Raw genomic sequence first — 14047 nt, forward strand, 5'->3', positions numbered from 1 at the left:
CTATCAGGGGCTCGGGGAACGGCGACGGTTCGTGGCTGGCGGGTATCACTGCGAAAGTGCCTGACCACCTACGCAACGGTGACCTTGTACGAGGTCGGCGTCGCAGTTCCCCGAGCCCCTGACTCTTCCGAGCCACCTGCCAGAAGGTGGGCGTTGCCCGCGCGGCGGAGCCGCACATCAGCAGAGCCCCGAGCCCCTGGCTGCCGCAGCGTCTGCCTAGAGGTGGTCGGTGCGGTTCCAGCCGTCGGGGGTGAGGTGGCCGGTGTGGTTGCGCCAGGTGCTGGTGGAGCAGTTGGCGACCGGGGGGAGGTCGAGGAGCTGGGATTCGGTCAGGCGGTCGAGGACGTAACGGAGCATCAGGACCGGGCAGTCGTGCGCGACCACCAGCACCGGCCGGCCGTCCTCCTCCTCACGGAGGTCACGGAGCAGGCTCCGGACCCGGAGGGCGACGTCCAGAAACGATTCGCCCCCCGGCGGCCGGTAGTAGAGCTCGCCCATCTTGCGGCGGCGGGCCGCCTCGCCGGGGTGCTCCTTCTCGATCGCGGCCTTGGTGAGCATCTCCAGCACGCCCAGCTCCCGGTCCCGCAGCCGGTCGTCGTGGCGGACGGGCAGACCGACCGGCACCGCGCCGAGCCCGCTCGCCTGGGCGATCGCGATCCGGGCGGTCTCGGTGGTGCGGACGTAGGGGGAGCACCAGACCGAGCGCGGCCGGTCGGCCGGGGGGAGGGCGGCCCACCAGCGGCCGAGGGCCTGGGCCTGGGCCTGGCCGTGCAGCGAGAGTGGGATGTCGGCGTCCCGGCAGGTGATCGGGACGGTCAGGGCACCGGTCTCGGCGGCGAGCTGGAACTCGACGTTGGCGATGCTCTCGCCGTGTCTGGTGGCGATCAGCACCGAGGGTTGGGGCGTCGCGGTGCCGACGGTGCTGCGGTGGCCGTTCAGGACGTTGCTGCTGGGTTCCGCCATGTTCTTCTCCCCGTGTCCGGTCATACGAATGATCGCGCCGTCCTTCCAGTGTTGACCGGAAGGACGGCGCGATCACAGGGCGCGCGCGCTCCGGGCCGGTGCGCCCGGACGAATCAGTGCGCCGCGACGGGCTCCGGAGCCTCCGGGGCGTCGGTCGCCTTCGACCGGGGCGGAGCCTCGGCCGTGTAGTCGGACGGGCTGGTCTCGTCGGTGCCCTCGGCCACCTTGGCGGCCCGCAGCACCAGCGTGAGCACCACGGTGACCAGCACGTTGAGCACGAAGGCGGTCAGGCCGATGTAGCCGATCTCGCCGACGCCGGGGATCTCGGCCGAGCTGCCGCCGAAGTGCTTGGTGGCGGCCGAGGAGACCCCGTACGCCTTCCAGGTGCCGTAGGCCATGCCGACCGCCCAGCCGGCCAGCAGGGCGCCGCGGTGGAACCACCGGGTGAACAGGCCGCCGACGATGGAGACGAAGGTCTGCAGGATCCAGATCCCGCCGAGCAGCTGGAGGTTGATCGCGAACTGCTTGTCCATCAGCAGGACGAAGGCCAGCGCGCCGACCTTGACCAGCAGCGAGGCGAGCTTGGCGACCTTGGTCTCGTCCGCCGGGGTGGCGGTCGGCTTCAGGTACTCCTTGTAGATGTTGCGGGTGAACAGGTTGGCCGCGGCGATCGACATGATCGCGGCGGGCACCAGCGCGCCGATCCCGATCGCGGCGAAGGCCACCCCGGTGAACCAGTCCGGGAACATGTTCTCGAACAGCTGCGGCACCGAGAGCTGGGGGTTGAAGCCCTTCACGCCCTTGCCGACACCGGCCGCGATGGCCATGAAGCCGAGCAGCGCGAGCAGCCCGAGCATCAGCGAGTACGCGGGCATGATGGCCATGTTCCGGCGCACCGTGTTCCGGGACTTGGAGGCCAGCACCCCGGTGACCGAGTGCGGGTACATGAAGAGGGCCAGCGCCGAGCCGAACGCCAGGGTGGCGTACGTCCACTGCGCCTTGGGCCCGGTGACCAGCGAGCCGACCGGCTTGCCGGTGGCCGGGTTCACCGCGCTGAACTTCTGGGCGGCCGAGTCGAAGATCGCCCCGTAGCCGCCGAGCCGCATCGGGATGTAGATCACCGCGACGATGATCACCAGGTACACCAGGGTGTCCTTGACGAACGCGATCAGCGCCGGGGCGCGCAGCCCGGAGGAGTAGGTGTAGGCGGCCAGCACCGCGAAGGCCAGGAACAGCGGCAGGTCCTTGACGAACCAGTTGCTGTCCGCGCTGCCGCCGACCCCGAGCACGTCCAGCACGGCCTGGATGCCGACCAGTTGGAGCGCGATGTACGGCATGGTGGCCAGGATGCCGGTGAGCGCGACCACCAGCGAGAGCGGCTTGGAGCCGTAGCGGCCGCGGACGAAGTCGGCCGGGGTGACGTAGCCGTGCACCCGGGAGACCGACCACAGGCGCGGCAGGAAGAGGAAGACCAGCGGGTACGCGATGATCGTGTACGGCACCGCGAAGAAGCCCGCCGCGCCCGCCCCGTAGACCAGGGCCGGGACGGCGACGAAGGTGTACGCCGTGTAGAGGTCACCGCCGAGCAGGAACCAGGTGACCCAGGTGCCGAAGCTGCGGCCGCCGAGGCCCCACTCGTCCAGGTGCTGGGCGTTGTCCGCCCGGCGCCAGCGCGAGGCCAGGAAGCCCATCACGGTGACCAGCACGAAGAAGATCAGGAAGACCGTCAGCGCGGTCCAGTTGACGCCGGTGTGGTTCATGCGGACGCTCCGTCCGCGGCGGCCTTGCGGGCCTGCTCGTCCCGGCGCAGCAGCAGGTACGCGGTCACCGTGAAGATGGCCGAGGCCGGCACCCAGGCCAGCTGGTACCAGTAGAAGAACGGCAGTCCGCCGAGTTCGGGGGTCTCCTTGGTGTACGAGGAGACCCAGAGCATCGCGACGACCGGGAGCAGCAGGCTCAGTCCGGCGAGCACCCGCGCGGGGGTGACCACCGGGAGCCGCGCTCCGGCCGGGGTTTCTGACGACATGTGAACGGCTCCGCTGGTGAGGGCTCACCTCACGCGCCGCAACGCACCGATCGTGCGTCCGCCGAGCAGCACCCGTGGTGATCGACTTGTCACTACGGCAGCGAAATCTAGGTCACCGGGTGACCCGTGTCACTACTCCGTGCAGAACTTCCCGGATAGCGGACTGCTCCCCGTCAGGAGGCGGGCCGCTGCAGGCGGGTGATGAACTTGTAGCGGTCGCCCCGGTAGATCGAGCGGACCCACTCGACCGGCGCGCCGTCGGCGTCGAAGGAGTGCCGGGAGAGCTGGAGCATCGGCAGCCCGAGGTCGGAGCCGAGCAGGCCGGCCTCGCGCGGGTTGGCCAGCGTGGTCTCGATGGTCTCCTCGGCCTCCGCCACGGTCACCCCGTACACCTCGCGCAGCGCGGTGTAGAGGGAGTTGTGCTTGACCAGGTTGCGGCGCAGCGCGGGGAAGCGCTTGGCCGAGAGGTGGGCCACCTCGATCGCCATCGGGTCGCCGTTGGCGAGCCGGAGCCGCTCGATCCGGAGCACCCGGCCGCCGGGCTTGATGTCCAGCAGCGGGGCCAGCCGGTCGTCGGCGGTGATGTAGCCGACCTCGATCAGCCGGGAGGTGGGCTCCAGGCCCTGCGCCCGCATGTCCTCGGTGTAGGAGGTGAGTTGGAGCGCCTGGGCGACCTTCGGCTTGGCCACGAAGGTGCCCTTGCCCTGGATCCGCTCCAGCCGGCCCTCGACCACCAGCTCCTGCAACGCCTGCCGGACGGTGGTCCGGGAGGTGTCGAACTGTGCCGCCAGCGCCCGCTCCGGCGGCACCGGGGTGCCGGCCGGCTGGGTCTCGGTGAGCTGCAGCAGATGGCGCTTCAGTCCGTAGTACTTAGGGACGCGCGCGGTCGGGTCGGCGACGCCCTGCGTCGGCAGGCCCTTGGCCTGGGGGTGGTTCACCTGGGCAGTGGTGCCCCCGTCGCTGCTCATCCGCCGCATCTCCCGGTGCTCGCGAAGCCTTCCCAGGCCACGCTTCCTCGTCATCGGCACACATCGTTGCACGTATGGGCTGTGAACGGGGCCCTCATCACGCGATGAACGATGAGCGGTGTCGGCTTGATAACGGGTGGTCCTGATTGGTTCTGGAGCCGTTGACACGCCCATTGGTCTAGGCCAAGCTCCTGGCATCTGGTCTACACCACTGCAGACCAAGCATGAATTCCCCAACCCCGTTCCAAGGGTTCGCGACAGGCTTTCCACCGATATATGTCGGTACGTCGCTCCCAGGTGGGGGCAACCCGGGCATCCCTCAGGAGGATGGCGTGAAGCGTCAGCTCATCGCGGCGGTCGGCGTCGCAGCAATGGTCGTCGGTCTTGCCGCTTGCAGTTCGGACGCGAAGAGCGGCGGTGACGCGAAGGAGGCCGCCCCCACCGCCCTCACCGTGTGGCTGACCGTGGACGCCCAGCAGAACTGGCCGGACCTGGTGAAGTCGTCGGACGACGCCATCACCGCCAAGTACCCGGGCATCAAGATCAACCACGAGTACTACGGCTGGAAGGACAAGAACACCAAGCTCGACTCCGTTCTTGCCACCGACGCCGTGCCGGACGTGGTCGAGATGGGCAACACGGAGATGCTGCCCTACATGATCAAGGGCGCGCTGGCCCCGCTGGACGCCTCGAAGTTCGAGAACAGCGGTGCCTGGCTGGACGGCCTCAAGGCCTCCGCCACCTACAACGGCAAGACCTACGGTGTCCCCTACTACGCCGGTGCCCGCGTGGCCACCTGGCGCAAGGACATCGCCGCGGCCGCCGGCGTCACCGCCGTCCCGACCACCTACGCCGACCTGACCGCGGCCCTGGACAAGATCCAGGCCAAGCAGGGCGACAAGTTCTCCGCCTGGTACCAGCCCTCGCGTGACTGGTACACCGCCGCCTCCTTCATCACCGACGCCGGTGGCGCGATCGCCAAGCAGGACGGCGACAAGTGGAAGGCCACCCTGTCCAGCCCGGAGGCCATCAAGGGCCTGACCGCCTGGAAGGACGCCCTCGGCAAGTACATGAAGGGTGACCTGACCAAGGACGACGCGGACCGCTACATCGTCTACGGCCTGGGCCAGTCCGGCATGATCTACGGTGCCGGCTGGGAGGGTGGCTCCGCCGCCGACCCGAAGTTCGACAAGACCGGTGGCACCCTGAAGGACAACCTGGTCTCCTTCGTGCTGCCTGGCCCGTCGGGCAAGAACCTCTCCACCTTCCTCGGTGGTTCGGACCTCGCCGTGCCGGTGAAGTCCAAGGCCAAGACCGCCGCTTCCGAGTGGATCAACGCCTTCACCAACAGCAAGGCGCAGGAGACCCTGATCGCCAAGGGCAACCTGCCGAACAACAAGACCCAGCTGGCCCCGCTCAAGGCCGACCCGAAGACCGCGGCCTCCGCGACCGCGGCCGAGATCAGCTGGTTCGTCCCGACCGCGCCGGGCTGGCTGCAGGTCGAGAAGGCGAACATCCTGCAGAACGCCCTGCAGGACATCGCCCAGGGCAAGAAGACGGTCGAGGCTGCCGCGAAGGACGCCGACACCGCCATCGACGCCGTGATCAACAAGGCCTGATCAACCGTCAGCCCGCCGGCCCCCTCGCAGTCCAGGGGGGCCGGCGGGCCCCGGTCGTAGGGCCCCTGAAGTATGCAAGCGCCAGGCGTAGCTGAGGAGCACGTGATGAGTGCCGACACATCCACCGCGAAGGTGCCGCCGCAGCGGCCCTCATCATCTGCGGCCGCGCCCGCCCCCGGGAGAACGCCCGGGCGTTCGCTGGGCAGCCGACTGTCCGGCACCGCCACTCCGTGGCTGCTGCTGGCGCCGACCATGCTCGTGCTGGCCGTTGTCCTCGGCTACCCGCTGGTCCGCCTGCTCACCCTGTCGTTCCAGAACTTCGGCCAGTCCCAGCTGTGGGGCTTCCAGCCCACCGAGTGGCTCGGCTTCGACAACTTCGCCACCGTGCTGAGCGACAGCGTCTTCTGGGACGTGGTCGTCCGCACCATCGTCTTCACCGTCGGCGCGGTGGGCTTCACCATGGTGTTCGGCCTGCTGATCGCGATGCTGCTGGTCCGGGTGTCCGGCTGGGTGAAGACCCTGATGAACATCGCCCTGGTGGCGAGCTGGGCGATGCCGATCGTGGTCGCCGTCACCGTCTTCAAGTGGATGTTCGACACCGACTACGGCGTCGTCAACTGGCTGCTGACCAAGGTCGGTCTGGACTTCGACCGGCACAACTGGTTCATCAACTCCACCCAGGGCTTCGCCATCATCATGGCGCTGGTGGTCTGGGGCGCGGTCCCGTTCGTGGCGATCACCCTGCACGCCGGTCTGACCCAGGTCCCGAAGGAGTTGGAGGAGGCCGCCCGGATGGACGGGGCCGGTGCCTTCAAGGTCTTCCGCTACGTGACCATCCCGGTGCTGAAGCCGATCATCGTCATGCTGGCCACCCTCTCCGTGATCTGGGACATGGGCGTCTTCGCCCAGGTCTTCCTGATGCGCGGCGGCCACCCCGAGCCCGAGTACCAGTTGCTCACCACGTACTCGTACGACAAGGCGTTCGTGGTGAACGACTACTCCATGGGTTCGGCCATCGCCCTGCTGACCGTTCTGCTGCTGCTCGGCGTGATCGCCGTCTACATGCGCCAGATGCTGAAGATTGGAGAGGTGGAGTGACGATGACCGACTCGGCCGCCCCGCGCGAGACCGCCGTGACCGAACTGCCGGCGAAGGCCGCTCCCGCTCCGAAGATCAGGTCCAAGGCGCCGCGCCCGAAGGGCCGCAGCCTCTACAACCTGATCGGTGTCGCGGTCGCCGCGATCCTCGGCTTCCCGGTGTACTGGATGGTCAACACCGCGCTGAAGCCCGACAAGTACGCGATCTCGAACGACCCGAAGTTCCTGCCGTTCCCGATCACGCTGGACAACTTCAAGCGCGCGCTCGACGTCTCCGACTTCTGGGGCCCGGTCACCCGCAGCCTGATCATCGCGGGCACCACCGTGGCGATCGGCCTGGTGGTCGGCCTGCTGGCGGCGCTGGCGATCTCCCGGTTCGCGTTCCGCGGCCGCAAGGTGGTCATCGTCGGCATCCTGACGGTGCAGATGGTCCCGCTGGTCGCGATGATCATCCCGGTCTTCCTGCTGCTGAACGACCTGGGCCAGTACAACAAGCTCTCCGGCATCATCCTGACCTACCTCACCTTCGTGCTGCCGTTCACGGTGTGGACCCTGCGCGGCTTCATCGTGAACATCCCGAAGGAGCTCGAGGAGTCGGCCATGGTCGACGGCTGCACCAGGACCGGGGCGTTCGTCCGGGTGGTCTTCCCGCTGCTCGCGCCCGGCATGGTGGCCACCGCGATCTACGGCTTCATCCAGGCCTGGAACGAGTACCTGTACGCGCTGCAGCTGCTCAGCCAGACCAACACCACGGCGACCGTGTGGCTCGGCAACTTCACCACCACGCGCGGTACCGAGTACGCCCCGATGATGGCCGGCTCCACCATGATGGCCATCCCCGTGGTGATCTTCTTCCTGCTCGTCCAGCGCCGTATCGCCTCCGGTCTCACCGCCGGTGCCGTGAAGGGATGACCCGATCATGAGCATCCTCACCCCCGCCGTGACCGACAGCGACCAGCTGCACCGGGATGCACTGACGGTCCTCCAGCCCGGCTTCGTCGGCACCACCATGCCGGAGTGGGTCCGCCGGCACCTGGCTGCCGGGCTCGGCTCGGTCGCGCTGTTCGCCCGCAACGTGGTGGACCCGGAGCAGCTCGCGGCGCTCACCGCCGAGCTGCGTTCGGTGAACCCGGACCTGCTGATCGCGATCGACGAGGAGGGCGGCGACGTCACCCGCCTGGAGGTCGGCTCCGGCTCCTCCTGGCCGGGCAACCTGGCGCTCGGCGCGGTGGACGACACCGCGCTCACCCGGGACGTCGCCCGTGAGCTCGGCCGGGCGCTGGCCAACTGCGGCGTCAACTACAACTGGGCCCCCGCGGCGGACGTCAACTCCAACCCGCGCAACCCGGTGATCGGCGTCCGCTCGTTCGGCGCCGACCCCGAGCTGTGCGCCCGGCACACCGCCGCCTGGGTGGAGGGCCTCCAGCAGGTCGGCGTGGCCGCCTGCGCCAAGCACTTCCCCGGCCACGGCGACACCGCGGTCGACTCGCACCTCGGCCTGCCGATGGTGGACGTGGACGTCGACCTGCTCCGCTCGCGCGACCTGGTGCCGTTCCTGGCGGCCATCGAGGCCGGCGCCAAGGCCGTGATGACCGCTCACATCATGGTCCCGGCGCTGGACCCGAAGCTGCCCGCGACGCTCAGCCGTGCGGTGCTCACCGACCTGCTCCGGGGTCAGCTGGGCTACCAGGGCCTGATCGTCACCGACGGCATCGAGATGGGTGCCATCGCGGACACCTACGGCATGGGCCCGGGCACCGTGATGGCGCTGGCCGCCGGTGCCGACGCGATCTGCGTCGGCGGTGGCTGCACCGAGGAGGAGACCGTCCTGCAGCTCCGGGACGCCATCGTCGAGGGCGTCCGCTCCGGCGCGCTGACGGCGGAGCGGCTGGCCGACGCGGCCCAGCGGGTCCGCACCCTCGGCAGCTGGGCCCGGATCGAGGCGCAGACCCAGCCGGGCGAGCCCGACCTGGCGATCGGCCTGCGGGCCGCCCGCCGCGCGCTGCGCGTGGTCCGCGCCCCGGGCCGGGCCTTCGCGCCGGTGACCGAGCGCCCGTACGTGGTCTCGCTCTCCGACCAGCCCAACTTCGCGGTCGGCGACGACACCCCCTGGGGTCTCTCCGGCCTGCTGGCGGACCGCTTCCCGGGCACCCGGAAGGCCACCGTCGCGTCGGCGGACGCCACCGCCGAGGCGATCGACGCCACGGTGGCCCGGCTGCTGGCCGGGGCCGAGGGCCGCAGCCTGGTCCTGGTGGTCCGGGACGCGCACCGCTACGAGTGGATGACGGCGGTGCTGGAGCGGGTCCTGACGGCCCGTCCGGACGGCGCCGTGGTCGAGATGGGGGTCCCGCAGGCCGCGCCCGCCGGAGCCCTGTACATCGCCACCCACGGGGCCGCACGGGTCCTCGGGCTCGCCGCGGTCGAGGTGCTCACCGGCCAGTAGCCCGAACAGTTCCGCAGCCACCCGGAAACCCACCTACGCCGGTAGGTGGGTTTCCGGGTTTTCCGGGGTTCCCCGGAAGCCCCGGAATCGGTCCCGCCGCAGGTGGGTGACGGTGCGTCAGTTCTGTCATGTCCGGGCATTTCCGGGGCGTTCCGGAATGCCCGCCGGAAATGACCGTGCTCTCTCAAGGTGGCCTTAAGGGAGCCTTAACGGAACCCTAGGTGTCGGAACGGCGACAGGGCGCACACAACTCACAACAGGTCTACAACGTCCGACACTTGGGCCCCACTAATCGTTGACACCAGCTTTGGTCTAGGCCAGTCTCCAGCAATCCGGTCTAAACCACAGTTCGACCGGACCAAGCAACCGGGAGGATGGCGTGAACCGTCGGCTCATGGCGACGCTCGGCGTCGCGGCACTGCTCGCCAGCACAGCGGCCTGCGGGGGCAGCGCCGGCTCGGGCGCCAAGGGCGGCGGTCCGGGCACCACCGACCCGAAGACGCTCACCGGCTCGGTCACCATCTGGCTGATGAACGAGGCGCAGCAGAACTGGCCCGAACTGGTCCAGCAGGTGAATGACGAGTTCGCCGCGAAGTACCCGAAGGTCGATCTCAAGCTCAGTTACCAGACCTGGGCCGACAAGATCGCCAAACTGGACGCGGCACTGGCCGGCGGCTCGGCACCGGACGTGGTCGAACTCGGTAACACCGAGACCATGAAGTACATCCTGAACGGCTCGCTGGCGACGGTCGACAAGGCCGGATTCGAGAACTCGGACACCTGGATCCAGGGCCTGGAGAACACCTGCAAGTACCAGGAGAAGCTCTACTGCGTGCCGTACTACGCGGGCGCCCGGGTCGGCATCTACAACGCCGCGGCCTTCCAGGAGGCCACCGGCAGCGCCGAGTTCCCGAAGACCGAGGACGAGCTGCGCGCCGCGCTCGACAAGGTGGCGGCCAAGCACAAGGCCGACAAGAGCTACTCCGCGCTCTACCTGCCCGGCCCGTACTGGTACGCCGCGATGTCCTACGTGGCCGCGTACGGCGGCACCGTCGCCCGCTTCGACAGCACCGGCAAGTGGCACGGCGCGCTGCACGACGCCAAGTCCCAGCAGGGCATCCAGCACTTCGTCGACCTGGTGAAGACCTACAACAAGGGCGACCTGGCGGTGAACGAGCTCAACCAGGCCACCGTGCTGGGCCGTTCGAAGACCGCGATGCTCTACGGCAACGGCTGGGAGATCGGCACCGCCACCGCGCCGGTCGGCGGCGACCCCAAGCTCAAGGACTCGCTCAAGGTGGTCGGCATGCCCGGCCCGAACGGGAAGCCGCTGCCGTCCTTCATCGGCGGCTCGGACCTCGCGGTGACCGCCAAGTCGCAGTCCCAGGAGGCGGCCAAGGACTGGATCCGGATGTTCACCAGCGCCAAGTCCCAGCAGGTGCTGGTCGACAAGGACACCCTGCCGAACAACCTGACCCAGCTCAGCCCGCTCAAGTCCAAGCCCGCCACCGCCGCCGCCGCCAACGCGGTGCCGGACGCCTGGTTCACCCCGATCGCCCCCGGCTGGGGCGCGATCGAGAAGCAGAACCTGCTGGTGAACATGCTCAACGACATCCTCAAGGGCAAGGCCGTCGACCAGGCCACCCAGGAGACCGACGCCAAGATCGACGAGTTGATCAACAACCCGTCCTGACACCCCGTCGCGTCCCGCGGTGCGCCGTCCGCTGCCCGGACGGCGCACCGCGGCGTGCCGTGGGGGAGCCACGCTCGTAGCATCACGGATGGAGAGCGACCGTCCCGAGCGGAGGCACCGTCAGATGACCGACCCGCAGAACCAGCCCGCCCCCGGCCGGATCATGGCGACGGAGATGGCCGAGCAGCCCGCCGTCCTGCGGCGGATCCTCGACCAGGGCGGCCCGAAGATCCGCGAGGTCGCCGCCGGCATCGCCGCCCGCCGCCCGCGCTTCGTGCTGCTGACCGCGCGCGGTACCTCGGACAACGCGGCGCTCTACGCCAAGTACCTGATCGAGATCCTGCTCGGCAAGCCGGCCGGGCTCACCTCGATGTCCACCACCACCGCGTACGGCGCCCGGCCTGACCTCACCGACGTGCTGGTGGTCACGGTCAGCCAGTCCGGCGGTTCGCCCGACCTGGTGGCCTCCACCAAGGCCGCCCGGGAGGCCGGCGCGGTCACCCTGGCGGTCACCAACAACGCCGACTCGCCGCTGGCCGACGTCTCCGAGTTCCACATCGACCTGCTGGCCGGGCCGGAGAAGGCGCTGCCCGCCACCAAGACCTACACCGCCGAGCTGCTGGCCCTCTACCTGCTGGTCGAGGGCCTGCGCGGCGGGGACGGTTCGGCCGCCGAGGTGCTGCCCGAGCTGGCCGAGCAGGTACTCGGGCGGCAGGCCGAGGTGAAGGCGCTGGCGGAGCGGTACCGGTTCGCCCAGCGGCTGGTGCTCACCTCGCGCGGCTACGGGTACCCGACCGCGCGGGAGGCCGCGCTCAAGCTGATGGAGACCACCTACATCCCGGCCTCGCCGTTCTCCGGCGCGGATCTGCTGCACGGGCCGCTGGCGATGGTCGACAACGTCTCGCCGGTGATCGCGGTGGTGCCGGACGGCAAGGGCGGCGAAGCGCTCCAGCCGGTGCTGGACCGGCTGCGGGGGCGGGGTGCGGACCTGGTGGTGATCGGGCAGCAGGACCAGGTGGACGCGGCCTCCGCGGGCTTCGCGCTGCCGCCCGGGGTCCCCGAGGAGATCCAGCCCGTCCTGGAGATCCTGCCGCTCCAGCAACTCGCCTACGAGGTCGCCATCGCCCGCGGCCAGGACCCGGACGCACCTCGCGCCCTTGCCAAGATCACCGAGACCCACTAGGCAGGTGCCCAGCCCGCTACGGTCCGGGGGCTCGGGGCTCTGCTGGTGTGCGGCTCCGCCGCGTGGGCGACGCCGGCCCTTGCAAGGTGATCGTTGCGTGGGTGGTCAGGGACTTTCGCAGTGACCCCGGCGCCAGATCTCCTCGCAGTTCCCCGAGCCCCTGGATAGTGCAACCTCGGGAGCAGCAGAAAGCTGAGCGCAGCGGGAAAGCACTACGGGCCACGGCGCCGACACAGGACCCTCAACCTGTGCGGCACCGCAGCCCGGAGCTGTCGTCGGGCGCCTCTACCGGCCGTCGGCTGTGCGGGGCCAACGGGGTGTGGGGCGTCCGACCGAGGAGCTGCCTCGCGCGGTCAGGGCAGTTGCGCGGGGGGCGGCTCCTTGGTGCTCCTTCATTGTGGACTAGACCAATCCGGCTTGTCCAGAGAGCTCCCGGGATTGGTCTGGTCCACAGCGGAGAAGCCGCCCGGGGCCCGCTGCGGATACCCTCGCCCTGTGCCCTCGCTGAACGAACTCGTCCGCCGCCACACCACCCTGACCGGTGCCGATGTGGAGTGGCTGCACATGCTGGTCTCGGAGTGGCAGCTGCTCTCCGACCTGTCCTTCGCCGACCTGGTGCTGTGGATTCCCACCTGGGACGGCATCCGGTACGTGTCGGTGGCCCAGATGCGGCCCAATACGGGGCCCACGTCGTACCAGGACGACATGGTCGGCCATCTGGTGCCCCGGGGCCGCCGGCCGCTGCTGGACGCCGCCTACGACGAGGGGAGGATCGTCCGGGAGGGTGATCCGGAGTGGCGGGAGGAGGTGCCGGTCCGGGTCGAGTCGATCCCGGTCCGGCGGGAGGGCAAGGTGCTCGGGGTGATCGCCCGGAACACCAATCTGCTCACCGTGCGGACCCCGAGCCGGCTGGAGCTCACGTACCTGCAGAGCGCCTCCGACCTGGCCCAGATGATCGCCGCGGGGACGTTCCCGTACCACGGGGTCGAGCAGACCGACATGGACGCGGCGCCCCGGGTCGGCGACGGCCTGATCAGGCTGGACGCGGAGGGCGTGGTCACCTACGCCAGCCCGAACGCGCTGTCCGCGTACCACCGGATCGGGCTGACCACGGATCTGGTGGGCAGTCACCTGGGGCGCACCACGGCCGAGTTGGCGCCCCCGGCGCGGGCCGCGGTGCACGAGGCGCTGGTCAAGCTGGCCAGCGGCTGGGCGCCCCGGCAGACCGAGGTGGAGGCGCAGGGTGGGGTGGTGACCCTGCGGGCGATCCCGCTGAAGCCCAAGGGGACCTTGACCGGTTCGCTGGTGCTGGCCCGGGACGTCACCGAACTGCGCCGCCGGGACCGCGAGTTGATGACCAAGGACGCGACCATCCGGGAGATCCACCACCGGGTGAAGAACAACCTGCAGACGGTGGCCGCACTGCTCCGGCTGCAGGCCCGCCGGATGGACTCGGCGGCCGGCCGGGCCGCGCTGGACGAGGCGGTCCGCCGGGTCGGCTCGATCGCGATCGTGCACGAGACGCTCTCGCAGACCCTGGACGAGCAGGTCGCCTTCGACGAGATCGCCGACCGGGTGCTGGCGATGGTGATGGAGCTCTCCCAGGACGGCAAGGTCGCCACCCGGCGGACCGGCAGCTTCGGCATCCTGTCGGCCGAGGTGGCCACCCCGCTGGCGATGGTGCTGACCGAGGTGCTGCAGAACGCCCTGGAGCACGCGTTCGACCCGAAGGACGGCGGCAGCGTCGAGGTCAGCGCCCTGCGCGGGCGGGCGCCCGCGACCGGGACCGGCTGGTCGGAGAGCTGGAACGGCGGCGCCAAGCCGGAGGAGTACCTGCTGATCACGGTGCAGGACGACGGCCGGGGCATGCCCGAGGGCTTCGACCCGCAGACGGCGGGCAACCTGGGGCTGCAGATCGTCCGGACCCTGGCCACCAACGAGCTCGGCGGCAGCTTCGACATGGTGGCCAACCCGGAGGGCGGCACCAAGGTGGTCCTGGAGATCCCCGTCCCGTAGGCGGGACGGGGGAAAAGCAACGAGGCCCTGTCGACCGGG

General features: G+C 69.8%; 11 protein-coding genes. 7 read left to right on the plus strand and 4 right to left on the minus strand.

What is annotated here, in order from left to right; translation table 11 throughout:
- Positions 1-216: 216 nt before the first annotated feature.
- The 4 genes from OHV05_RS21810 to OHV05_RS21825 form a co-directional block, all read right to left on the minus strand.
- Positions 217-963 carry a histidine phosphatase family protein gene (locus tag OHV05_RS21810; RefSeq protein ID WP_405019163.1) on the minus strand — a complete coding sequence of 249 codons (747 nt, stop codon included), beginning with the start codon at positions 961-963 and terminating at the stop codon, positions 217-219.
- A 113-nt stretch (positions 964-1076) separates the two neighbouring features.
- Positions 1077-2723 (minus strand): monocarboxylate uptake permease MctP, encoded by a 1647-nt coding sequence (gene mctP, locus OHV05_RS21815; protein WP_405019164.1) that lies wholly within the window; start codon positions 2721-2723, stop codon positions 1077-1079.
- On the minus strand, positions 2720-2989 hold the full coding sequence (locus tag OHV05_RS21820; RefSeq protein ID WP_405019165.1) for a DUF3311 domain-containing protein: 270 nt from the start codon (positions 2987-2989) through the stop codon (positions 2720-2722). The genes mctP and OHV05_RS21820 overlap by 4 nt, the downstream gene beginning before the upstream one ends.
- Positions 2990-3162: 173 nt before the next feature.
- A complete protein-coding gene (locus tag OHV05_RS21825) occupies positions 3163-3957 on the minus strand; it encodes a GntR family transcriptional regulator (RefSeq protein ID WP_403034790.1) in 795 nt (264 codons plus the stop codon).
- 332 nt (positions 3958-4289) lie between these two features.
- Between OHV05_RS21825 and OHV05_RS21830 the strand changes: the two genes are divergently transcribed.
- The 7 genes from OHV05_RS21830 (at position 4290) to OHV05_RS21860 (ending at position 14008) form a co-directional block, all read left to right on the plus strand.
- Positions 4290-5576 carry an extracellular solute-binding protein gene (locus tag OHV05_RS21830; protein ID WP_405019166.1) on the plus strand — a complete coding sequence of 429 codons (1287 nt, stop codon included), beginning with the start codon at positions 4290-4292 and terminating at the stop codon, positions 5574-5576.
- A 102-nt stretch (positions 5577-5678) separates the two neighbouring features.
- On the plus strand, positions 5679-6674 hold the full coding sequence (locus OHV05_RS21835; RefSeq protein ID WP_405019167.1) for a carbohydrate ABC transporter permease: 996 nt from the start codon (positions 5679-5681) through the stop codon (positions 6672-6674).
- Positions 6675-6676: 2 nt separating this feature from the next.
- Entirely contained in the window at positions 6677-7585 is a 909-nt protein-coding gene (locus tag OHV05_RS21840; protein WP_405019168.1) for a carbohydrate ABC transporter permease, read from the plus strand.
- Between the two features lie 7 nt (positions 7586-7592).
- Positions 7593-9116 (plus strand): glycoside hydrolase family 3 protein, encoded by a 1524-nt coding sequence (locus OHV05_RS21845; RefSeq protein ID WP_405019169.1) that lies wholly within the window; start codon positions 7593-7595, stop codon positions 9114-9116.
- 379 nt (positions 9117-9495) lie between these two features.
- Positions 9496-10809, plus strand: coding sequence for an extracellular solute-binding protein (locus tag OHV05_RS21850; protein ID WP_405019170.1), 1314 nt, complete (start codon positions 9496-9498; stop codon positions 10807-10809).
- A 124-nt stretch (positions 10810-10933) separates the two neighbouring features.
- The gene (locus tag OHV05_RS21855) at positions 10934-11992 is read left to right on the plus strand and encodes an SIS domain-containing protein (RefSeq protein ID WP_405019171.1); all 1059 of its coding nucleotides are present in this window, start codon (positions 10934-10936) and stop codon (positions 11990-11992) included.
- A 495-nt stretch (positions 11993-12487) separates the two neighbouring features.
- Positions 12488-14008, plus strand: a complete 1521-nt coding sequence (locus OHV05_RS21860) for a sensor histidine kinase (RefSeq protein ID WP_403034808.1) — start codon at positions 12488-12490, stop codon at positions 14006-14008.
- The last annotated feature ends 39 nt before the right edge of the window (positions 14009-14047 follow it).

It is taken from the genome of Kitasatospora sp. NBC_00070, assembly GCF_045041205.1.
Lineage (GTDB): Bacteria > Actinomycetota > Actinomycetes > Streptomycetales > Streptomycetaceae > Kitasatospora.

Bases quoted from the DNA above. Each gene is read 5' to 3' on its own strand.
- OHV05_RS21855 (WP_405019171.1), top strand. From the start codon at position 10,934: ATGACCGACCCGCAGAACCAGCCCGCCCCCGGCCGGATCATGGCGACG.
- mctP (WP_405019164.1), bottom strand. From the start codon at position 2,723: ATGAACCACACCGGCGTCAACTGGACCGCGCTGACGGTCTTCCTGATC.
- OHV05_RS21820 (WP_405019165.1), bottom strand. From the start codon at position 2,989: ATGTCGTCAGAAACCCCGGCCGGAGCGCGGCTCCCGGTGGTCACCCCC.
- OHV05_RS21840 (WP_405019168.1), top strand. From the start codon at position 6,677: ATGACCGACTCGGCCGCCCCGCGCGAGACCGCCGTGACCGAACTGCCG.
- OHV05_RS21845 (WP_405019169.1), top strand. From the start codon at position 7,593: ATGAGCATCCTCACCCCCGCCGTGACCGACAGCGACCAGCTGCACCGG.
- OHV05_RS21825 (WP_403034790.1), bottom strand. From the start codon at position 3,957: ATGAGCAGCGACGGGGGCACCACTGCCCAGGTGAACCACCCCCAGGCC.
- OHV05_RS21810 (WP_405019163.1), bottom strand. From the start codon at position 963: ATGGCGGAACCCAGCAGCAACGTCCTGAACGGCCACCGCAGCACCGTC.